The sequence below is a fragment of the Knoellia sp. AC549 genome (assembly GCF_979258975.1).
In genome coordinates this window covers 2,568,972-2,589,682 of record NZ_OZ409890.1, presented here as the reverse complement: position 1 = coordinate 2,589,682, position 20,711 = coordinate 2,568,972, and the positions used below count along the sequence as shown (strand labels likewise).

Below are 20,711 nucleotides of genomic sequence, written 5' to 3'. Positions count from 1 at the left end.
GAGAGGCGACGTCATGACCATCCAGCTGACTCCGAGTGACGGCTCCCCGGACGTCGCCATCTCTGCACCCGCCGTCTCGCAGAGCGAGGTCGCGACCTACCTGCGGCCATCGGCCTTCCCCGCCCGACAGGACGACCTGCTGGCGCTGCTCATCAGCAGGCGTGCCCCGAGCCGAGTGCTCTGGCGGGTGGGCCAGTGCTCGGCCACCCGCACCTATGCCTCTCTCGACGCCTTGTGGCATGACCTGTCCTGAGCCTTCCCCAGCCGGCGGCGGTAGGCTGCAACGACAGTCGAAGGCGGTCTCCCGTGCCCCAGGGCGATGAAGGTGATGGAGTGGATCTGCAGACGCGCGCCACTCTGCTCTCCCAGTTCGCGCACGCCATGGCACGTCAGGACCCCGCGGTCCCCCTGGCCGGTCGTCTCTGCGCCGCAGCCGTCGCCATCCTGGGGGTTGACGGAGCGGCGATGACACTCGCCTACACAGGTCGAGAGCGAGTGACGCTCTATGCGACCGACGACCTCGCCGCACGGCTCGAGGACCTGCAGGATGTCCTCGGCGAGGGGCCCGGTCACGAAGCCTTCCGCACAGGTGTGCAGCAGGTCGCCGACCTCGGTGGCGATGCCGATGACAGATGGCCACAGTTCAGCATCGCGGCGGACGAGAGCATCGCCCCCGTGCGGCTGTTCGCGTTGCCCATTCGCCCTGACCACGAGGTCCTGGGAGTCCTCACCTGTCATGCGTCGGTGGGTCGCGCGCTCGCCCTCGAGCCGGCCTCGACCCAGTTCCTCTCGAATGCCCTCGGCGCAGCCCTCATGCGCGACGCACATGCCGCCGACACCGACCTGTCGGGCCCATGGACCGAGCGCGCCGGGATCCACCAGGCCACCGGCATGGTCGTCGCCCAGCTGAACATCGGCGTGGACGACGCGATGGCCCTCCTGCGAGCGCACGCCTTCGCCGCGGAGACGACCTTGGCACACATCGCACACGACGTCGTCGACCGCCGGCTCGACTTCAGGACAGACGACACGACGGGTGGAACCGACCATGACCCCTCCTAGACCTCTGCAGGTCATCGCGGCCTCCGCTCAGGCCCTCGTCAGCCAGGGCGAGGTCACCGACCTCTTGGCCGAGCTCGTCGACGGCGCCCTCGAGGCCATGCAGGCCCGGGCGGTGGGTGTGGTCGTGCGCCTCGAGTCGGGCGAGCTCGACGTGCTCGCAGCGAGCAGCCACCGCGCCACAGAGCTCGAGCTCTACCAGGCGCAGCACAAGGCCGGTCCCTGCGTCGAGGCCATCTCCACCGGCACCGTCGTCACAGCCAGCGACCTGGGCGAGATCGAGTCCCGGTGGCCCGACGTCAGCCCGTTGATCCGCGAGGCCGGGTACACCGAGGTGCATGCCTTCCCCATGAGATGGCAGGGCACGATCCTGGGCGCGGTCAACGTGTTCCACGCCAAGCAGAGTGGGAACGCCGAGGACCTCCGCAGCCTGGGCCAAGTCTATGCCGACCTGGTGAGTGCCTTGCTGCTCCGGCCCGTGGGTCTCACTCACGACGTCGTCCACGAGCAGGTGGGAGTCGCTCTGGGCGGCCGCATCCTCATCGAGCAGGCCAAGGGCGTCGTTGCCTACCGGGAGCAGGTCGACATGGATGTCGCCTTCGACCGGCTCAGGCAGCTCGCGACCCAGCAGGACCGGTCGATGACGTCCTTGGCGCGACAGGTCATCGACGACAAGGGTGCACCTTCGCAGTAGCGTCAGAGCCGGCATCGCCGGTCTCACCACGGCATACCGGCTGGCTCGTCAGGGACGCTTTGTCGTCGTCCTCGGTCCGTGGCCGGAATGGGCTGCGCGTGCGGTGGGTATGCATGTCCCACCGAACTCCGCCGAGTCCACGGGAAGGACGCATCGATGCCCAGCACCGTCTCCGACGTCAGGATCCACTACGAGGACACGGGGGGCGGTGGTCGCCCGGTCGTCCTCATCCACGGCTGGCCCCTCAGCGGCAGGGCCTGGGACGACCAGGTCCCGGTCCTGACCAGTGAGGGCTATCGCGTGGTCACCTACGACCGCCGGGGCTTCGGAGACTCGGAGGCGCCGTTGACCGGTTATGGCTACGACCAGCTGTCGGACGACCTGGCCGACCTCATCGAGCGACTCGACCTCCGGGACGCCACGCTCGTCGGGTTCTCCATGGGCGGTGGCGAGCTCGCGCGCTACATCTCCCGACATGGTGAGCAGCGACTGCGATCAGCGGTTTTCGCGTCTGCCGTCACACCGTTCATGCTGCACACCACGAGCAACCCCCAGGGGCCGCTCGAGGAAGCCGAGGCGGCCAGGATGGCGCTGTCCCTGAGCACCGACCGCGAGCACTTCTATGACGAGTTCGTGACCGAGTTCTTCTCCGCCAACGGCGAGCTCAAGGTCGCGGAGTCCCGGAGGCAGGAGGCGTTCGCGCTGTGCCTGGGCGCCAACAGGAACGCCGCCATCCAGTGCATGGCCTCGTACGAGGCCACCGACTTCCGTGAGGACCTTCGGCGGGTGTCGGTCCCGACCCTGGTGTTGCACGGCGACGCCGATGCGACCGTCCCCTTCGAAGGCTCGGGGCAACGCACCCACGCGGCGATCCCGAACAGTCAGCTCGTCGTGATCGCCGGTGGTCCCCACGGCATCAACGTCAGCCACGCGAGCCAGTTCAACCAGGCCCTGCTGTCGTTCCTGTCCCGGTGAGCTCGCGCGACCTCTCGAGAACATACGAGGTTGAAGACTGATCTGCGGGGAAAGCACCATGAGCCAACCTGAGGAGCTGAGCATGACAACGAGACGCACTACCACCACTGACGACGACCGTTCACGCACACCGGCAGCCGACGGCGCGGACCCCTCACCGGACTCGCCCACCGAGCTGTCGAAACCTTCGTGGCGATATGTCCTGCGCAAGACCATGCGCGAGTTCAGCAAGGACCAGTGCACGGACCTGGCGGCGGCACTGACCTACTACGCCGTGCTGGCGCTCTTCCCCGCGTTGCTCGCCCTGCTCTCCCTCGTCGGGTTGTTCGGTCAGGGCCAGCAGACCGTGGACACGCTGCTCGGCATCCTGCGCGACGTCGGAGCGGGCTCCGCGGCCGAAACGCTGGAGCCGACGGTCCAGACCCTCGTCGCAGGCAGCGGCGCGGCGGGGTTCGCCTTCGTCGCAGGCCTCGCGACTGCCCTGTGGTCGGCCTCCGGCTACGTCGGGTCGTTCGGACGGGCGCTGAACCGGATGTACGAGGTCCGCGAGGGCCGTCCGTTCTGGAAGCTGCGACCCGTCCAGCTCCTCATCACCGCCGTCGCGCTCATCCTTGTCGCGCTGGTGTCCCTGGCGCTCGTGGCCACCGGACCGGTCGCGCAAGCCCTCGGCGACGCGATCGGCCTCGGCTCGACCGCCGTCTCGGTCTGGAACATCGCCAAGTGGCCGGTGATCCTGGCAGCCGTCGTGCTCATCGTGGCGATGCTCTACTGGGCCACGCCCAACGTGCAGCAGCCACGGTTCCGCTGGATCAGCGTGGGTGCCGTGGTCGCCATCGTCGTGTGGATCCTCGCATCACTGGCCTTCGGCTTCTACGTGGCGAACTTCGGGAGCTACAACAAGACGTATGGCGCCCTTGCCGGGGTGGTCGTCTTCCTCCTGTGGTTGTGGATCACCAACCTCGCCCTCCTCTTCGGCGCCGAGCTCGACAGCGAGCTGGAACGAGGACGAGAGCTGCAGTCGGGGCTGCCCGCCGAACGCGAGCTGCAGCTCCCCCGCGCGACACCCGGGCGAGCGACAAGGCGCAGGCCAAGGAGCAGGAGGACGTCGAGCGCGGACGCAGGGTGCGCGTCACCCACGGCGGGGACAGTGACGCCTGAAGCCCGTCCGAAGCGCCGACGGGTTTGCGGTGAGAAAGCGCGGGTAGGGGACTGTCAGTCGCGCGACGTGTGCGCGACCTGACGGGAAGGACGCACTTCCATGAGTGAATACACCACGCGGCCCGGTGTCGCGGACACCGATCCAGGCGCCGGGCTCACGCCCGACACCGGCGGCATGCCACCTGCGGGCGGATCGGCCGGCGTGACCCAGGGCTCCAGCGGGACCCAGGGCTCCGAAGGAACCAAGGACAAGGCAATGGGTGCTGCCAAGGACGTGGCCGGCACCGCCAAGGACGAGGCCAGCAGCGTCGCCGACACCACGAAGCAACAGGCCGGCCAGGTTGCCGGCGAGGCCAAGGACCAGGCCCGCCAGCTGTGGCAGCAGTCCCGGCAGGAGCTGATGGACCAGACCGGCCAGCAGCAGCAGCGCGTTGCCGGCTCGCTGCGCACCCTGTCCGACGACCTGTCTTCGATGTCCCGGAGCAGTGAGAGCTCGGGCGTCGCCGACAGCGTGGTCCGCGAGGTCTCGGACCGTGCCTCGACGGTGGCCGACTGGCTCGAGAACCGCGACCCCGGCTCGCTCCTCGACGAGACGCGCCGGTTCGCCAGGCAGCGACCAGGTGCGTTCCTCGCGATCGCCGCCGGTGTCGGCCTGCTCGGTGGACGCCTCAGTCGGGCCATGGTGGACGAGAGCCGTGATGACGGTTCCGCCGACCAGGCATCGACCGTGGGCAGCACCGGAACCTACCCGACGCCGGACGTGCAGACGGCGGGCATGGATCCCTACGCCACTCCGGCCGGCTCGGTCGCCGGAGTCGCCCCGGCCGTGCCCAGCGTCGGAGGCGACCCAGTCCTGCCTCCGGACGCCGGTGGCGGTAGCGCCCCCGGGACCGTGGGCGGGATGGGTGGTCCCGGTGTGGCCGGGACCGGCCTGCAGGAACCGCGATGACCGACAGCTCTGGGAGCCACCGCTACGAGGAGGGCTCCTCTCGTTCTGTGGGCGACCTGCTCTCCGACATCAGCGCGGACCTGTCCACGTTGGTGCGGCAAGAGATCGAGCTCGCGAAGGCCGAGGCCAAGCAGAGCGCAGGCGCCGCCGGCAAGGGTGCCGGGATGCTGGGCGGTGCCGCGGTCGCGGGTCACCTCGTCCTGGTCTTCCTCTCCGTCGCCCTCTGGTGGTCGTTGGGAGAGGTGACGGGCCGCGGCTGGTCCGCGCTCATCGTCGCCTTGATCTGGGCGGTCATCGCGGCCGTCCTCGCTGTCATCGGCCGCAACCGACTGCGGCGTGTGGGCAATCCGATGGAGCGCACGACGGAGACCACCAAGGAAATTCCTGAAGCACTGAAAGGACACGAGCACCGATGAGTGACCCAGACATCATCCGCCAGGACATCGAGAGGACTCGGGGTCGACTCAGCAACGACGTCAACGACCTGACGACGACCGCCGATCCCCGCAACATCGCCCGCCGACAGGTCAACAAGGTGGGTAGCAAGGCTGGTTCGATGCGCGAGCGAGTCATGGGCACTGCCGATGACGCCTCTTCCAAGGGTGCCGACATGGCACACCAGGCCGCGGACGTCGCGTCCTCAGCGCCCCAGCAGCTGCGGTCCCAGACCCGTGGCAACCCGTTGGCCGCCGGAGCCGTCGCCCTCGCCGCCGGGTGGCTGCTGGGCTCGCTCCTGCCGGCCTCGCAGAAGGAGCGGGAGGGCGCACAGGCCGTGCGCGAGCAGGCCCAGCCACTCGTGGACGAGGCCACGAGCATGGCGAAGGACGCGGCCGCCCACCTCAAGGAGCCGGCCCAGGAGGCCGCTGCCTCGGTGAAGGAGACGGCACAGGCCGGCGCCCAGGAGGTCAGGGCCGAGGGTGCCAGCGCTGCCCAGACGGTCAGCGAGGAAGGCCGGGCCAAGGCTCAGGAGGCCAGTCCCTGAGCCAGGGTCTCCACTTGCGAGACCTGCGAGCGGGCGTGCGCCGGAGCCATCCGGTGCACGCCCGCCGTCGTTTGACCGGCGCGCTCAGAGCACCGGGGTGCACATCGCCTACTCGACACCGGGTGGGCTCTGGTGAGGTTCGGACGGCGTGACGGTCCTTGCTCGGGGCAGGCCGGCCACCGGCCCTTTTTGATGGTGCTTACCCCGTGCGGCCCAGTCATGCACGGCATCGTCGACCGGCACGGCAGAAGCGCTTCTTCGGTCGACATCCCTTGCGCCGGAGGCCCATTGGTGATTTGGTTGAGGCCTGCGACCGGTCCAACAGCGGTGCCGTCGCCCCACCCCACACACCGTGAGGACGACATGGCACCGCTGCGCACCACCACACCTGTCCATCCAAACCCCCCTGACGGTCAGCCGGGCATCGAGACCTTGCTCGAAGCTGCCCTGACCACGACGGACGACCGACGTGCAGCACGACTGCGCAAGGAGGCGACCGTCCTCAGCCTCGACCTGGCCGACGGACTGGCCCGCCGCTACCGAGGTCGGGGAGTGGAGGTCGAGGACCTCGTGCAGGTGGCCCGAATGGCTCTGGTCAAGGCCACCTTGGGCTATCGCCCGGGACTGGGCCACGGTTTCGCCCCGTACGCGACCACCACGATCACCGGCGAGCTCAAGCGCTACTTCCGCGACCACGGCTGGGCCGTCCGCCCACCGCGCCGCCTGCAGGAGCTGCGGGCGGAGGTGGTCGCGAAGGAGGAGCGCCTGCAGCAGGATCTGCGCCATGCTCCCTCGATCACCGAGGTCGCCGAGGCGATGGAGCTCGAGTGCGACCAGGTCCGCGAGGCGGTCGCCTGCTCCGCGGGGTACCGCGCCGAGTCGCTCAACGCCCTCACCCCGTGGGGTACGTCGCTGGCCGATCACCTGGCGTCCGAACAGGACGACTTCGCGACGCTGGAGACCAGCGCAGCGCTGGGCAGCCTCATCGCACAGCTCGATGAGCGTGACCGAAGGATCCTGACCCTGCGCTTCGTGCAGGAGCTGACCCAGGCGGACATCGGGGAGTGCCTCGGAGTGAGCCAGATGCAGATCTCACGGCTGCTGTCCGCCATCCTCGAACGACTGCGCGAGGGCCTGGTGGAGGACCGGGCATCGGCGTGACGTCAGGACCGGCGGTCTCGCCCTCTCCGCCGGGGCCTGGGCGCGGGCGTTCTGCCGTGCTGGGTCGCGGGTAGGCACGAGCGGTGGACGCCTCCAGCAGAGAACCCGTGACCGTGGCCGTCGTCGACGACCACGAGCTCGTGGTGCGAGGCGCCACGGCGATGCTCGAGCCGTTCCGGGAGCAGGTCGAGGTCGTGCAGTTCGATCCCGAGACGGAGGACGGTCACCACGTCGACGTGGTCCTCCATGACGCACTCACCCGCGGCGGCCTGGACGGCGCTGAGCTCGACCACCTCGTCAACCATCGACGGGTGGGGCGGGTCGTGCTCTACACGTGGAACCTCACGGAGGAGCTCATCACGTCGGCCAGGGCCCGAGGCGTCCACAGCGCTCTGCCGAAATGGCTGGACGCCGAACGGCTCGTGGCCGCCCTCCTGTGCATCCGGGAGGACCGCCCCGATGCCATGGCCGAGCTGGCGACACCGGACCTGTCGAGCGAACCCTGGTCCTGGCGAGCGGCAGGCCTCACCCCGCGAGAGTCCGAGGTCATCGCCCTGGTGACAGCAGGCCTGAGCAACAGCGAGATCGCCGAACGCACCTACCTCACCGTGAACTCGGTCAAGTCCTACGTTCGCTCCGCCTACCGCAGCATGGGCGTCAGCAGCCGCACCTCTGCCGTGCTGTGGGGCATCGACCACGGCATGGCCCCGAACCGGATGAGGATCCTGCCGCCAGCATCCTGAGGTGGCGCGTTTGAGGGTGGCGCGTTTGACGACTCAGGTTCTGGGGCAAGGGCTCGCACACGTGCAGAGCGATGCACAAGGCGAAGGAGAGGCCGATGTCCTGGGAACTTCCGAAACCGCTCTATGAGCAGTACGAATGGCAGGACAGTGCCTTGTGCAGGCGCGAGGACGCCGAGAGCTTCTTCGTCGACGACTCCATCCACCGGAACGACCGCAGACGCCAGGAGCGCACGGCCAAGCGGGTCTGCGGCCGGTGCCCCGTGCGTGGCCAGTGCCTGGAGCACGCCCTGCACAGCGAGGCACACGGCGTCTGGGGTGGCCTGACCGCCGCCGAGCGTGCCACGCTTCGTCGTAACCGCCTACCGGAGACGAGGACTGCATGAGCACCACGAACGAGTCGCTGACCGCCCTGGCACTGACCTGCAGCCTCAAGCCGTCGCCGGCACCGTCGAGCACCGACCTGCTGGCCCAGCAGGTCCTCGACGCCCTGGCCCAGCATGACGTCACCGGCGAGCTCGTCAGAGTCGTCGACCATGACGTGAGGCCGGGCGTCGAGCTGGACACGGGCGATGGCGACGCCTGGCCGGCCCTGCGCGAGAAGGTCATGGCCGCCGACATCCTCATCCTGGCGACTCCGACGTGGATGGGGCAGCACTCGAGCATCTGCCAGCGCGTTCTCGAGCGGCTCGACGCCGAGCTTCTCCGAGACGAACGACCTTGGTCAGCCGCAGGTCTACGGCAAGGTCGGCTGCGCCGTGGTGGTCGGCAACGAGGACGGGGCCCACCACATCAGCTCCGTCATCTTCCAGGCCCTCGACGACGTGGGCTTCACCATCCCGGCCCAGGGCGTGACCTACTGGAACGGCGAGGCGATGCACACGACGGACTACAAGGACCTCGACTCGACACCGGAGAAGACGGGTCAGACCACCAAGACCCTCGCCGCCAACGCCGCTCATCTGGCACGAGTGCTCAAGGCCCAGCCCTACCCGTCAGCCTGAGACCGAGGAAACTCGGTGGCCGGAGGCCGCGCCTCGCTCGTACGGTTGAGGTGCGATGCCGACCCCACCCAAACTCTGGCCCTACGCCGTCGAGGCCGATGCCACTCCCCCGCTTGACGCCGACCGCCTGATCCTCTGGCTGGCTCGGCGCCAGTGGCGAACCCTCGTGGCGGGGGCAGCCTTCGGCATCCCGTGGATGCTGTCGATCGCGCTGGTCCCGGCCGCGATCGGCCGGGCCATCGACGACGGGCTCGTCGCTCGCGACGGCCGGGCGCTGGTGCTGTGGGCCACGGTCATCCTCGGCATGGGCATCGTCAGTGCGCTCACGACGAACCTGCGCCACTGGTTCGCAGTGAGCAGCTGGCTCTTCGCCGCCTTCCACTCGGCGATCGTCACCGAGCGCGCGGTGCGTCGCGCGGGCCCGGCACTGACGCGCGAGAAGCCGGCGGGCGAGGTCCTCACTGCCTTCGCCAACGACTTCTGGAAGCTCGGAGGAGTCTTCGACGTCACGGCGCGGTTCGCCGGAGCCATCGTGAGCTTCGTCGTCGTCTCGGTCATCCTCCTGCGCGGTTCGCTGACGCTGGGGCTGGTCATGCTCATCGGCGGTCCCCTGCTCCTGGGGTCCCTCTCGTTCATCATGCGTCCGCTGCAGAGGAGGCAGCAGGCGCAGCGTGAGGAGTCCGGCCAGCTCACCGCGCTCGGGGCCGACACCGTCTCGGGGCTGCGGGTCCTGCGCGGCGTGGGTGGTGAGGAGAACTTTCTGCACCGGTATGCCGGCCAGTCCAGTCGCGTGCGCGACGCCGGTGTGCGGTTGTCCGGGGTGCAGGCCCTGCTCGACGCATCGCAGGTGCTGCTGCCCGGCCTCTTCGTCGTGGTCGTGACAGGGCTGGGAGCCCACCTCGCCGTGGCGCGTGAGATCAGCCCGGGCCAGCTCGTGGCGTTCTACGGCTACACGGCCTTCCTCACGATGCCGCTGCGGACGGCGACCGAGTTCGTCAACAAGCTCATCACGGCCCGGGTGATGGCCGGCCGGCTCGTCACCATCCTCGCCGCCCAGCCCGACCACTCGCCCTCCCCCACAGTGACTTTCTCACCCAATTCCCCCGTTTCTCACGCGCACGCGTTGGTTTTCGGGGAATTGGGTGAGGAAACCACAGGCACGCCGGCCGCGTCGGTGCCTCGCGCACTCGTCGACCCGGTGTCCGGGGTGCGGATCGAGTCGGGCCGGCTCACCGCCATCGTCTCGGCGCGACCCGAGGATGCCGCCCAGATCGCCGCCCGACTGGGCCGCACCGTCCCCGGCCGCCACGGAGTCACCTGGGGCGACGACGCGCTCGACGACCTGCCCATCGAGGACGTCCGCCGCGCCATCGTCGTCTCGCACTCCGACCCGCACCTGTTCAGCGGCCCCGTGCGTCGTGAGCTGGGCGCGGACGGACACGAGGACGAGGCCCTGCTCGCGGCCCTCCACACAGCAGACGCCGCCGATGCCATCGACTCCCTCGACGGGGGCCTCGACGGTGAGCTCGAGGAGCGCGGACGCTCACTCTCGGGCGGCCAGCGCCAGCGCCTCGCGCTGGCCCGGGTGCTGCTGCGTGAGCCCGAGGTCCTCGTCCTCGTGGAGCCGACCAGTGCGGTCGACGCCCACACCGAGGCACGGATCGCCGAGCGGATCAGCAAGCACCGCAACGGATCCACCACCGTCATCGTCACGGCCAGCCCGCTGCTGCTCGACCGGGCCGACCAGGTCCTCGTCGTCGAGGACGGTGTCGTGACCACCCACGGGACGCACCGCGACCTCGTCCGCAACAACCCGGCATACCGGCGCATCGTCCTGCGCGGAGAGGAGGACTGAGCGATGACCCCGATCCTCCAGCAGCTCGGCGACACCGACCACGCCAGGCGTTCGCTGCCCATCGCGAGCCGTCAGACGGTCATGGCGCACACCCGCGTCCTGCTCCGCGACCACCGCCGTCCGCTCCTCTGGGTCCTTGGCCTCCACGGGCTCGCCGCGCTCGTCGGCCTCGTCGGCCCGTGGGTGCTGGGACAGATCGTCCAGGAAGTGACGCAGGGTGGCGCGAGCCTGCGACGGATCGACGTCCTCATCGGCGTGCTCGTCGCTGCGATCCTCGCCCAGACGGTGCTCACCTGGGTGGCCCGGCGGGCCGCCTTCATCCTCTCGGAGCACGTGTTCGCCCGGCTGCGCGAGGACTTCGTGCGCGACGCCGTCCGCCTCCCGCTCTCCACCCTCGAGCGCGCCGGCACCGGTGACCTCGTGGCACGCACGACCAACGACATCGAGGCGATGACCCACGTCATCCGCTTCGGCATCCCCGCCATCGTCGTGTCGGTCATGACGGTCACGGCCACCGTCGTCGCAGCCGTCATCACCTCACCGCTGGCGGCCCTCGCCCTGCTCACCCCCCTGCTCCTCCACATCCCCTCGAGCGTCTGGTACCTCAGGCGCGCCGGCCGCGTCTACCTCTGGGAGCACGCCGCCTATGCCCGGCTGAACTCCGTCGGCGCCGAGACGATCGAGGGCCTGCGCACGATGGACAACCTCAGCCTCGGCCGGCAGCGGGGTGAGCGCTTCGACGAGGTGCTCGCCGAGGCCGGGCGCGCCGAGCGGGTCGGGGTCAGCCTCCGCATGCGCTGGTTCCCGTGGCTCGAGATCGGCTTCTTCCTCCCCATCGCGGTCTCGGTCCTGTGGGGCGGCTGGCTCACCTGGAACGGCCACATCTCCATCGGCGCGGCAACCGCGGTCACCCTCTACATCCAGCAGATGCTCGACCCGCTCGGCGACCTCATCAGCTGGCTCGACGAGATCCAGTTCGCGGCCACGTCCCTCTCGCGCGTGCTCGGGGTCGGCGAGGTCCCGCCCGACCGGGTCGCCACCGGCGAGGAGCCGAGCGGCGAGACGATCGAGGTCGAGGACGTCCGCTACTCCTACCGCGAGGGGCGCGACGTCCTCCACGGCGTCACCCTGACCCTGCGCCCCGGGGAGCGGCTCGCGATCGTCGGCCCCTCAGGTGCGGGCAAGTCCACCCTGGGTCGCCTCATGGCCGGCATCGACGGCCCGCGCACCGGCCGCGTCACCGTCGGTGGCGTGCCGCTCGTCGACCTCACGCTGTCCTCCCTGCGCGGCGAGGTCGCGCTCGTCACGCAGGAGCACCACGTCTTCGTGGGCACGGTCGGCGAGAACCTGCGCCTGCCGCGACCGACCGCCACCAACGACGAGGTGTATGCCGCCCTGTCGGCCGTCGATGCCGACGCCTGGGTCGCAGCGTTGCCGGACGGTCTCGAGACGACGGTCGGCTCTGGTGGGCACCCGCTGACCGAGGCCCAGGCGCAACAGCTGGCGCTGGCCCGGCTCGTCCTCGCCGACCCGCACACCCTCGTGCTCGACGAGGCGACGTCGCTCCTCGACCCGCGCGCCGCCCGACACCTCGAGAGGTCCCTCGCCGCCGTCACCCAGGGACGCACGGTGGTTGCGATCGCGCACCGGCTGCACACGGCATACGACGCGGACCGGGTCTGTGTCGTCGAGGACGGACGGATCAGCGAGCTCGGCACACACGACGAGCTCATCGAGCGCGACGGCGCCTATGCCGCCCTCTGGCGAGCCTGGCGGGACGAGGACTGATCCGTCACGGCACGGTGCGGACCACCGGCAGGCCGAGTGCGACCCGCTCGAGCGCAGGCACCGCCGGGTTGGCCGCCGGGACGGGGTCGAGCCGCCGGTAGGCCTCACCCTGGTCAGGACGCTGGTCGACCTCACCCTTGTTGGGCCACAGGGACATCGCCCGCTCGGCCTGTGCAGTGATCGTCAGCGACGGGTTGACACCCAGGTTGGCCGACACGGCCGACCCGTCCACCACCGACACCCCGGGATGGCCCCACAGCCGGTGGTAGGCGTCGATGACACCGGTCCGCGCGCTGTCGCCGATCGCCACGCCACCGAGGAAGTGCGCCGTCAGCGGGACGTCGAAGACCTCACCCCAGGTGCCCCCCGCGATGGTGTACTCGCCGGTGAGCCTCCGGAGGCGGTCGGCGACCGCCAGCATCGAGTCGTGGCCGGCCTTGATGTAGGTGGGGTTCGGCTCCCCGTGCCCCTGGCGCGACGTGAGTCCGCGCCGGCCCAGGAGCCCCCGGCGACCCGAGACCCGGAGGGAGTTGTCGCGTGACTGCATGATGAGCCCGATGATGGTGCGCTCGCTCCACCGCCTCGTCATGGGGAACTGCTTGAGGAGGGCCTGCGGCTCACGCAGGAGCTGACGCAGGAACTCGACGGGTCGTGACCGACCGGTGTCACCGGGCACCAGGAGCGTCGACAGCAGACCCATCGCGTTGGACCCCGGCCCATAGCGGCAGTTCTCGACGTGGGTGTCCGCGTCCGGGTGGAACGACGACGTGATGGCGATCCCGGTCGACACGGCTGCCCCGTCGCTCACGTGCTGCGTCATCGCGCCGAGCAGCGCCTCGCTGTTGGTGCGGGTGAGGTGGCCGAGCCGGTCCGAGATGCGCGGCAGCTCACCCTCGTCGCGCATCGCGTGCAGAAGCGTCTGGGTGCCCCACGCGCCGGCCGCGACGACGACGTGGCGCGCGGTGATGACTCGAGTGTCCCTGCCGGCGACGGGTCCGGTCCGTTCGTGGAGGACTCGGTGGACAGCGCCCTGCCCGTATGCCGGGTGCGCGCCTTCCGTCCCGGGCACGACCCCCAGCCGGGTCACCGTGCGCAGCGGCTCGATGGTCACGCCGAGCCCCTCGGCGAGGTGGAGGTAGTTCTTGCGCAGCGTGTTCTTGGCGCCGTGTCGGCAGCCGACCATGCAGTTGCCGCACTCGATGCACCCGCGGCGAGACGGACCGGCCCCACCGAAGTAGGGATCCTCGACCTCGACGCCGGGTTCGCCGAAGTAGACGCCCACCGGGGTCTTCCGGAAGGTCTCCGGCACGCCCATGTCGGAGGCGACGTCGCGCCAGATCTGCTCGACGGGGCCCTCGCAGGGGTTCTCGACGACACCGAGCATGGCCGAGGCCTTGTCGTAGTGCGGCGCCAGCTCGGCGTGCCAGTCGGTGATGTGGGCCCACTGCTGGTCGCTGAAGAACGGCGCAGGCGGCACGTAGAGGGTGTTGGCGTAGTTGAGGGAGCCACCACCGACACCGGCGCCGGCAAGGATCATGACGTCGGGCAGCCGGTGCACACGTTGGATGCCATAAAGACCCAGCGCTGGCGCCCACAGGTAGTTGCGCAGGTCCCACGAGGTCTGGGCGAAGTCCTCGTCCTCGAAGCGGCGGCCGGCCTCGAGCATGTGGACGGAGTAGCCCTTCTCGGCCAGGCGCAGCGCTGCGACGGAGCCGCCGAAGCCGGTCCCGATGACTACGACGTCCACGTCGATGTCCGCACCCTCCGTCGCATCGGTCATTACCTGAGAGTAACCAAAGGGTCCCGGCCGGGACAGGGGTGTGACCGACGTCGCGGAGCGGGTCGCTCAGCCGCCTTCGTAGGGCGCGACGACGACCTCGACCCGCTGGAAGTCCTTGAGCTCGGTGTAGCCGGTCGTGGCCATGGCCCGACGGAGCGCGCCGACGAGGTTGGTCGTGCCGTCGGCGACCCGGCTCGGACCGAAGAGGACCTCCTCGAGCGAGGCGACCGCACCGACCTCGACCCGCTCACCGCGCGGCAGCTCGGAGTGGTGGGCCTCGGCCCCCCAGTGGAAGCCGCGGCCGGGAGCCTCGGTCGTGCGGGCCAGGGCGGCGCCGAGCATGACGGCGTCGGACCCGCAGGCGATGGCCTTGACGATGTCGCCGCTCGTGCCGACCCCGCCGTCGGCGATGACGTGGACGTAGCGGCCGCCGCTCTCGTCGAGGTAGTCGCGCCGGGCTGCTGCGACGTCGGCGATGGCCGAGGCCATGGGCGCGTGGATGCCCAGGGTGCGCCGGGTCGTGTGCGCCGCGCCACCACCGAAGCCGACGAGCACACCTGCGGCCCCGGTGCGCATGAGGTGCAGCGCAGCGGAGTAGGAGGCGGCGCCACCGACGATGACGGGCACGTCGAGCTCGTAGATGAAGCGCTTGAGGTTGAGCGGCTCGGCGCGGCTCGACACGTGCTCGGCCGAGACGGTCGTCCCACGGATGACGAAGAGGTCGACGCCGGCGTCCACGACGGTCTTCCAGAGCTGCTGGGTGCGCTGCGGGGTGAGGGCACCGGCCACGGTGACCCCGGCCTCACGGATGGTGCGGAGGCGCTCGACGATGAGCTCGGGCACGATCTCGGCCCGGTAGATCTCCTGCATCCGCGACGTCGCGAGCGCCGGCTCGAGCGTGGCGATCTCGGCCAGGAGCGGCGCCGGGTCCTCGTATCTGGTCCACAGCCCCTCGAGGTCGAGGACCGGCAGGCCCCCGTGGCCGCCGAACGCGATCGCGGTCTCGGGTGACATCACCGAGTCCATGGGCGCGGCGATGACCGGCAGGTCGAAGTGGTAGGCGTCGATCTGCCAGCCGACCGAAACCTCCTCGGGGTCGCGGGTGCGCCGCGAGGGCACCACCGCCACGTCGTCGAAGGAGTAGGCGCGCCTGGCGCGCTTGCCACGTCCGATCTCGATCTCATTCACCCCCGAAGCCTAACCACGCCCGGAGGAACAACGGACTGGCGTCGGGGCTTCGGGGAGGAGCACAATGTCCCCGCGGGCTTCTCCCGCGTCCCCGGCACCGGCGCCGAACCCACCCCTTGCTCTCGAGGAGCCCCGTTTGTCCAGCCCTGCCCAGATCGAGTACCCCGAGAAGATCGACGGGGCGGTCCTCAAGATCGCCGGTGTCGTCGTCCTCGGCGCCATCATGTCGATCCTTGACATCACCGTCGTCAACGTCGCGCTCCCCGACCTCCAGGTCACCTTCACCGGCAAGGACAACCCGCTGCCCTACTCCACCGTCGCGTGGACGGTCACGGCCTACACGTTGGCTCTGGCCACGGTCATCCCGCTCACCGGGTGGGCAGCCGACCGCTTCGGCACCAAGCGCCTCTACATGCTGGCCCTGACCCTGTTCACGCTCGGTTCGGCCCTGTGCGCCATGGCCACGAGCATCAACATGCTCATCCTCTTCCGGGTCATCCAGGGCCTCGGTGGCGGTCTCCTCATGCCCCTGGGCATGGTGATCATGACCAAGGCCGCCGGCCCCGCCCGCATGGGCCGCCTGATGGCGATCCTCGGAGTCCCCATGCTGCTCGGCCCGATCGCCGGACCCATCCTCGGCGGCTGGCTCATCGACACCGTGTCCTGGCACTGGATCTTCCTCATCAACCTGCCGCTGGGCGTCGCCGCCCTCGCCTACGCCTGGTGGGCCCTGGCCAGTGACAACCCCGAGCCGTCCGAGTCCTTCGACTTCGTCGGCATGGCCCTGATGAGCCCCGGTCTCGCGGCCTTCCTCTACGGCATCTCGTCGATCCCCGAGGAGGGCACGATCCTCTCGGCCAAGGTCCTCGGGTTCACCGGCATCGGGCTCGCGCTGATCATCGCGTTCGTGTTCTACAGCTTCATGCCGGAGCACCCGCTGCTCGACCTGCGCCTGTTCAAGAACAAGAACCTCACGGTGTCGACGATCACGATGTTCATCTTCGCCGGGGCGTTCTTCGGTGGGCTGCTCCTCGTGCCGACCTACCTCCAGCAGGTGCGCGGCGAGGGAGCTCTCGACGCCGGGCTGCTCGTGGCCCCGCAGGGCATCGGCGCCATGCTCACCATGCCGATCGCCGGAGCGCTCGCCGACAAGATCCCGGTCGGTCGCATCGTGCCCTTCGGTCTGCTCCTCATCACGGGTGGCATGTTCGCGCTGACGCAGGTCGACGGCGACACGTCCTACTGGGGCTACCTCATCCCCGTGCTTTTCGTCATGGGGCTGGGCATGGGCGCCACGATGATGCCGCTCATGACCTCGGCTCTCAAGACGCTGACGTCGCACCAGGTGGCTCGAGGCTCGACGCTGCTCAACATCAGCCAGCAGGTCGCCAGCTCCATCGGTGTCGCGATCATCTCGGTGGTGCTCACCAACGGGCTCAAGAACGACGACCTCGTGGCGCAGGCAGGCGGCTACGCCGAAGCCGTGAAGGACGTCGACCCGTCGCAGACCGGCGGGCTCCTCGAGCGGTTCCCCCTCGTCGGCGAGATCCTGAGCCAGTTCCAGGACCCGGCCGCAGGAGGCGCAGCCCTGCAGAGGGCCGTGAGCGACGCCATGGGCGAGGTCTTCGGCAACACCTTCCTCATCGCGGCGATCATGCTGACCTTCACCCTCGTGTCGGCCTGGTTCCTCCCGCGCAAGCACGAGAAGAGCCACCTGCTCGACGATGCGGACGCCGCTGACGTGGCGCCCCCGGTCATCCTGCACTGACCTCGGCTCGCACGGCGAAGGCCGGTCCACCCCTCGAGGGCGGACCGGCCTTCGGCATGCTGGCCCCATGAACACTGCGCGACCCGGCCGCCACAACGCCATCACCGATGTCGCCGGCGTCCGCGTCGGCCAGGTGACCCGTGACGAGCCGGGTTGGCTCACCGGCGTCACGGTCGTGGTGCCACCGCCCGGGACGGTCGGCGGTGTCGACGTCCGCGGCGGCGCACCCGGGACGAGGGAGACGGACCTGCTCGACCCCACCCGCCTCGTCGACCGGGTCGACGCCGTGGTCCTGGCCGGTGGCAGCGCCTTCGGCCTCGCCAGCGCCGACGGGGTCATGCAGGCCGCCCACGCCGACGCCCGGGGGTGGCCGGTCAGCGCCGATGACAGCACGCAGGTGGTGCCGATCGTCCCGGCTGCCGTCGTCCTCGACCTCGCGCGCGGCGGGGTCTTCACCCACACACCCACAGCAGCTGATGGCGCGACGGCGTGGCGCAGCGCCGCCGACGGTCCGGTGTCCCAGGGGTCGGTCGGTGCCGGCACCGGCGCAAGGGCGGGCGGGCTCAGCGGTGGCGTCGGCAGCGCGAGCGCCATCGTCGACGGGCTCACCGTGGGAGCGATCGTGGTCGTCAACGCGATGGGCTCACCGTGCGCTCCTGACGGTTCGCTGTATGCCGTCCGCTCCGGTCTCGCAGACGAGTTCGCCGCCGCGCCCGCTCCGGATCGCGATGCGGCAGGGGCCTACTGGGAGGCTCTCGCCGCGGCCGAGAGGGAGCTGCGGGCCGGGATGGCGACGACCATCGCAGTGGTGGCGACGGACGCCACCCTCAGCAAGGTGCAGTGCCGCAAGCTCGCCGAGGTGAGCCATGACGGGCTGGCGAGGGCCCTGTCACCGGTGCACACGGCATACGACGGAGACACGATCTTCACCCTGGCGACAGGTGAGCGGGCAGCGCCGGGCGACCTCGGCCTCGTCCACCTCCAGGCAGCCGCGGCGGACTGCGTCACCCGGGCCATCGGTCACGCCATGCTGGCGGCATCCTCGGTCGACCGCACGCGTGAGGGTGGCATCGCACTGAGCAGCTGGGCCGACGCCCTCACGCGTTGACGCTCTCGGGCGAGCGGGGTGGTCAGCCGAAGTGGCGGATCATGAACTCGGCCTCGACGTCCCGACCGCCCGTGGGGTCGGGCGGCGGGTCGGTGTCCTGGCTCGTCGTCATCTGGTCGACCGTGACGCGCGGCAGGTCGACGTGCACCCGCGCTGCGAGGTCGTGCTGCGTGTGAGGACTGGTCATCTGCGCCTCCTGTTGCCGTGACTTCCTCAGTGTGACCGAGGGAGGTGCTTCACAGGGGTCAACGTGACGAGGAGTAGTTCGGTGCCTCGACGATGCCGGTGATGTCGTGGGGGTGGCTCTCCTTGAGGCCCGCTGTCGTGATGCGGACGAACTGGCCCTTGGCCTTGAGCTCGGGCACCGTGCGGGCGCCGACATAGAACATCGACTGGTGCAGGCCGCCCATGAGCTGGTGGACGACGGCTCCGAGAGGGCCGCGGTAGGGCACCCGGCCCTCGATGCCCTCAGGGACGAGCTCGTCGTCGCTGGCGACATCGGCCTGGAAGTAGCGGTCCTTGGAGTAGGACTTCTTGCCACGCGAGGCCATGGCCCCGATCGACCCCATGCCGCGGTAGGCCTTGAACTGCTTGCCGTTCACGAAGACGAGCTCACCGGGCGACTCCTCGCACCCACCGAAGAGCGAGCCGATCATCACCGAGTCGGCACCGGCGACGAGTGCCTTGGCGATGTCGCCGGAGTACTGCAGGCCACCGTCACCGACGACCGGGACGCCAGCCGCCCGACAGGCGAGCGACGCCTCATAGATCGCGGTCACCTGCGGGACGCCGACACCGGCCACGACGCGCGTGGTGCAGATCGAGCCCGGTCCGACTCCGACCTTGACCCCGTCGGCGCCGGCGTCGACGAGGGCCTGGGCTCCCGCACGGGTGGCGACGTTGCCGGCCAGGATCTGGACGTGCCGGGTCGCCGGGTCGCTCTTGAGGCGCTTGATCATGTCGAGCATGAGCCGCGCGTGACCGTTGGCCACATCGGGCACGAGGATGTCCACGCCGGCGTCGACGAGGGTCGTGGCACGCTCCCACGCGTCCCCGAAGTAGCCGACGGCCGCACCGACGAGCAGGCGCCCGGACGCGTCCTTGCTCGCGTGCGGGAACTGCTCGGACTTCACGAAGTCCTTGACGGTGATGAGGCCGGTGAGCCGCCCCTCTCCGTCGATGAGGGGCAGCCGCTCGCGCTTGTGCTGGCGCAGCAGGCTCGTCGCCTCGGCGTGGCTGATGTCCTCGGAGCCGGTGATGAGTGGCATGGGCGTCATGACGTCGCGCACGAGCGTCGTGGCCCATTCGGCGACGGGGGTGAAGCGGAGGTCGCGGTTGGTGACGATGCCGATGAGGTGGCGTCCGTCGTCGAGGACCGGCAGGCCGGAGACGCGGTAGCGGCCGCACTGCTCGTCGAGGTCCTCGAGCGTGGCGTCCGGACCGATCGTCACGGGGTTGGAGATGCGGCCGGTCTGGGTGCGCTTGACGAGGTCGACCTGGTAGGCCTGGTCCTCGATCGACAGGTTGCGGTGCAGGATCCCGAGGCCGCCCTGGCGGGCCATCGCGATCGCCATCCGCGCCTCGGTGACCGTGTCCATGGCGGCGGACACCAGCGGCACCCTCAGGCTGATCTCACGGGTGACGCGTGAGGTCGTGTCGACCTCGCTCGGGATGACGTCGGTCTCGCCGGGCTGGAGCAGCACGTCGTCATAGGTGAGTCCGAGAGCGGCAAAGGGCGCCGGCAGGGCGGGCTGCGCGGCTTCGGCGCCTGAGGGGACCTGTGCATCAGTGGGCAGGGGTGCCGGCGCCGGGGCGGCGGGCTCGGCCTCGAGGTGGGTGGAGTGACGGTCGACACCAAGGCTCATCGCCCAAGTCTAGAGCAGCCCCTCCACCGCTCCGAACCAGCGGCGAACCAGCCGCGAACCAGCGGGGACCCGCCTGGTTCCCAGGCTCAGTCTCGCGAAAAGTCCTGTGACGGACCGGCGCTGACCTGCGCGTTTTCGGAGGCCGATCCTACTTTGCCAACTTCTTACCCGGAGCAGACCCGGCCCTTGCCAACCCGTTCCTAGCCTGATGCTGCGCACGAGGGGCGCGCCACGACGACGGCGACCGACGACGACGTCGGCAGCACGCACAGGAGGGGTCATGACTGACATCGCACGACTGCCCAAGCCGACGCTCGATGTCTGGGAGTGGCAGTTCGACGGCCACTGCCGCCAGGTGAGCCCAGAGGTCTTCTTCCACCCCGAGGGCGAGCGCGGCAACCAGCGCCGCAGCCGGGACGACCGAGCCAAGGCCGTCTGCGACACCTGCCCCGTGCTCAAGCTGTGCCGCGAGCACGCGCTCACGTCGCGCGAGCCCTACGGCGTGTGGGGTGGCATGACCGAGGAGGAGCGGATCCGCATCCTCAACCAACGTGAGCTCGCGAGCTGACCGCAACCTCAGCCGCGTGTGACGAACGGCCGGATGGCCGGGAGCGACCAGGGACGCTCTCGACCGATC

At 69.9% G+C, this 20,711-nt stretch carries 19 protein-coding genes and 2 pseudogenes; 17 read left to right on the top strand and 4 right to left on the bottom strand.

All coding sequences use genetic code 11. The annotated features are described in order from the left end of the window. Positions 1 to 13 precede the first annotated feature (13 nt). The 14 genes and pseudogenes from ACZZ98_RS12665 (at position 14) to ACZZ98_RS12600 (ending at position 12,365) form a co-directional block, all read left to right on the top strand. On the top strand, positions 14 to 253 hold the full coding sequence (locus ACZZ98_RS12665; RefSeq protein WP_463516567.1) for a DUF2795 domain-containing protein: 240 nt from the start codon (positions 14 to 16) through the stop codon (positions 251 to 253). Between the two features lie 80 nt (positions 254 to 333). Beyond that, the gene (locus ACZZ98_RS12660) at positions 334 to 1,062 is read left to right on the top strand and encodes an ANTAR domain-containing protein (protein WP_463516566.1); all 729 of its coding nucleotides are present in this window, start codon (positions 334 to 336) and stop codon (positions 1,060 to 1,062) included. Next, positions 1,049 to 1,753: a GAF and ANTAR domain-containing protein gene (locus ACZZ98_RS12655; RefSeq protein WP_463516565.1), complete on the top strand. Its 705-nt coding sequence runs from the start codon at positions 1,049 to 1,051 to the stop codon at positions 1,751 to 1,753. The genes ACZZ98_RS12660 and ACZZ98_RS12655 overlap by 14 nt, the downstream gene beginning before the upstream one ends. A 156-nt stretch (positions 1,754 to 1,909) precedes the next feature. Continuing rightward, entirely contained in the window at positions 1,910 to 2,728 is an 819-nt protein-coding gene (locus ACZZ98_RS12650; RefSeq protein ID WP_463516564.1) for an alpha/beta fold hydrolase, read from the top strand. An 82-nt stretch (positions 2,729 to 2,810) separates the two neighbouring features. Then, a pseudogene (locus ACZZ98_RS12645) lies at positions 2,811 to 3,886 on the top strand (YihY/virulence factor BrkB family protein). A 100-nt stretch (positions 3,887 to 3,986) separates the two neighbouring features. After that, on the top strand, positions 3,987 to 4,835 hold the full coding sequence (locus tag ACZZ98_RS12640) for a hypothetical protein (protein ID WP_463516563.1): 849 nt from the start codon (positions 3,987 to 3,989) through the stop codon (positions 4,833 to 4,835). After that, a complete protein-coding gene (locus ACZZ98_RS12635; protein ID WP_463516562.1) occupies positions 4,832 to 5,251 on the top strand; it encodes a phage holin family protein in 420 nt (139 codons plus the stop codon). The genes ACZZ98_RS12640 and ACZZ98_RS12635 overlap by 4 nt, the downstream gene beginning before the upstream one ends. Beyond that, positions 5,248 to 5,817, top strand: a complete 570-nt coding sequence (locus ACZZ98_RS12630) for a DUF3618 domain-containing protein (protein ID WP_463516561.1) — start codon at positions 5,248 to 5,250, stop codon at positions 5,815 to 5,817. Before ACZZ98_RS12635 ends, ACZZ98_RS12630 begins: the two co-directional genes overlap by 4 nt. Positions 5,818 to 6,180: 363 nt before the next feature. Next, the gene (locus ACZZ98_RS12625) at positions 6,181 to 6,978 is read left to right on the top strand and encodes a sigma-70 family RNA polymerase sigma factor (RefSeq protein WP_463516560.1); all 798 of its coding nucleotides are present in this window, start codon (positions 6,181 to 6,183) and stop codon (positions 6,976 to 6,978) included. Between the two features lie 83 nt (positions 6,979 to 7,061). Then, positions 7,062 to 7,721 carry a response regulator transcription factor gene (locus ACZZ98_RS12620; protein WP_463516559.1) on the top strand — a complete coding sequence of 220 codons (660 nt, stop codon included), beginning with the start codon at positions 7,062 to 7,064 and terminating at the stop codon, positions 7,719 to 7,721. A 95-nt stretch (positions 7,722 to 7,816) separates the two neighbouring features. Then, complete coding sequence (locus tag ACZZ98_RS12615; RefSeq protein WP_463516558.1) at positions 7,817 to 8,104, top strand: WhiB family transcriptional regulator; 288 nt, start codon at positions 7,817 to 7,819, stop codon at positions 8,102 to 8,104. Continuing rightward, positions 8,101 to 8,722 (top strand): annotated as a pseudogene (locus ACZZ98_RS12610) (flavodoxin family protein). The gene ACZZ98_RS12615 and the pseudogene ACZZ98_RS12610 overlap by 4 nt, the downstream one beginning before the upstream one ends. 55 nt (positions 8,723 to 8,777) lie before the next feature. Then, entirely contained in the window at positions 8,778 to 10,577 is a 1,800-nt protein-coding gene (locus ACZZ98_RS12605) for an ABC transporter ATP-binding protein (RefSeq protein ID WP_463516557.1), read from the top strand. 3 nt (positions 10,578 to 10,580) lie between these two features. Further along, a complete protein-coding gene (locus ACZZ98_RS12600) occupies positions 10,581 to 12,365 on the top strand; it encodes an ABC transporter ATP-binding protein (protein ID WP_463516556.1) in 1,785 nt (594 codons plus the stop codon). Between the two features lie 4 nt (positions 12,366 to 12,369). Here ACZZ98_RS12600 and ACZZ98_RS12595 read toward each other — a convergent pair whose 3' ends face one another. Then, positions 12,370 to 14,145 carry a GMC oxidoreductase gene (locus ACZZ98_RS12595; protein ID WP_463516555.1) on the bottom strand — a complete coding sequence of 592 codons (1,776 nt, stop codon included), beginning with the start codon at positions 14,143 to 14,145 and terminating at the stop codon, positions 12,370 to 12,372. Between the two features lie 66 nt (positions 14,146 to 14,211). After that, complete coding sequence (locus tag ACZZ98_RS12590; protein ID WP_380087660.1) at positions 14,212 to 15,333, bottom strand: GuaB3 family IMP dehydrogenase-related protein; 1,122 nt, start codon at positions 15,331 to 15,333, stop codon at positions 14,212 to 14,214. A gap of 136 nt (positions 15,334 to 15,469) precedes the next feature. Between ACZZ98_RS12590 and ACZZ98_RS12585 the strand changes: the two genes are divergently transcribed. Both ACZZ98_RS12585 and ACZZ98_RS12580 read left to right on the top strand, forming a co-directional pair. Further along, positions 15,470 to 17,101 (top strand): DHA2 family efflux MFS transporter permease subunit, encoded by a 1,632-nt coding sequence (locus ACZZ98_RS12585; RefSeq protein ID WP_463516554.1) that lies wholly within the window; start codon positions 15,470 to 15,472, stop codon positions 17,099 to 17,101. 67 nt (positions 17,102 to 17,168) lie between these two features. Beyond that, positions 17,169 to 18,209 carry a P1 family peptidase gene (locus tag ACZZ98_RS12580; RefSeq protein WP_463516553.1) on the top strand — a complete coding sequence of 347 codons (1,041 nt, stop codon included), beginning with the start codon at positions 17,169 to 17,171 and terminating at the stop codon, positions 18,207 to 18,209. 22 nt (positions 18,210 to 18,231) lie between these two features. Here the strand turns inward: ACZZ98_RS12580 and ACZZ98_RS12575 are convergent, their stop codons facing one another. Next, the gene (locus ACZZ98_RS12575) at positions 18,232 to 18,396 is read right to left on the bottom strand and encodes a heme biosynthesis protein HemY (protein ID WP_463516552.1); all 165 of its coding nucleotides are present in this window, start codon (positions 18,394 to 18,396) and stop codon (positions 18,232 to 18,234) included. Positions 18,397 to 18,454: 58 nt separating this feature from the next. Next, positions 18,455 to 20,074: an IMP dehydrogenase gene (gene guaB, locus ACZZ98_RS12570; RefSeq protein WP_463516551.1), complete on the bottom strand. Its 1,620-nt coding sequence runs from the start codon at positions 20,072 to 20,074 to the stop codon at positions 18,455 to 18,457. A 280-nt stretch (positions 20,075 to 20,354) separates the two neighbouring features. Between guaB and ACZZ98_RS12565 the strand changes: the two genes are divergently transcribed. Continuing rightward, positions 20,355 to 20,642 (top strand): WhiB family transcriptional regulator, encoded by a 288-nt coding sequence (locus ACZZ98_RS12565; RefSeq protein WP_380087649.1) that lies wholly within the window; start codon positions 20,355 to 20,357, stop codon positions 20,640 to 20,642. Positions 20,643 to 20,711 lie beyond the last annotated feature (69 nt).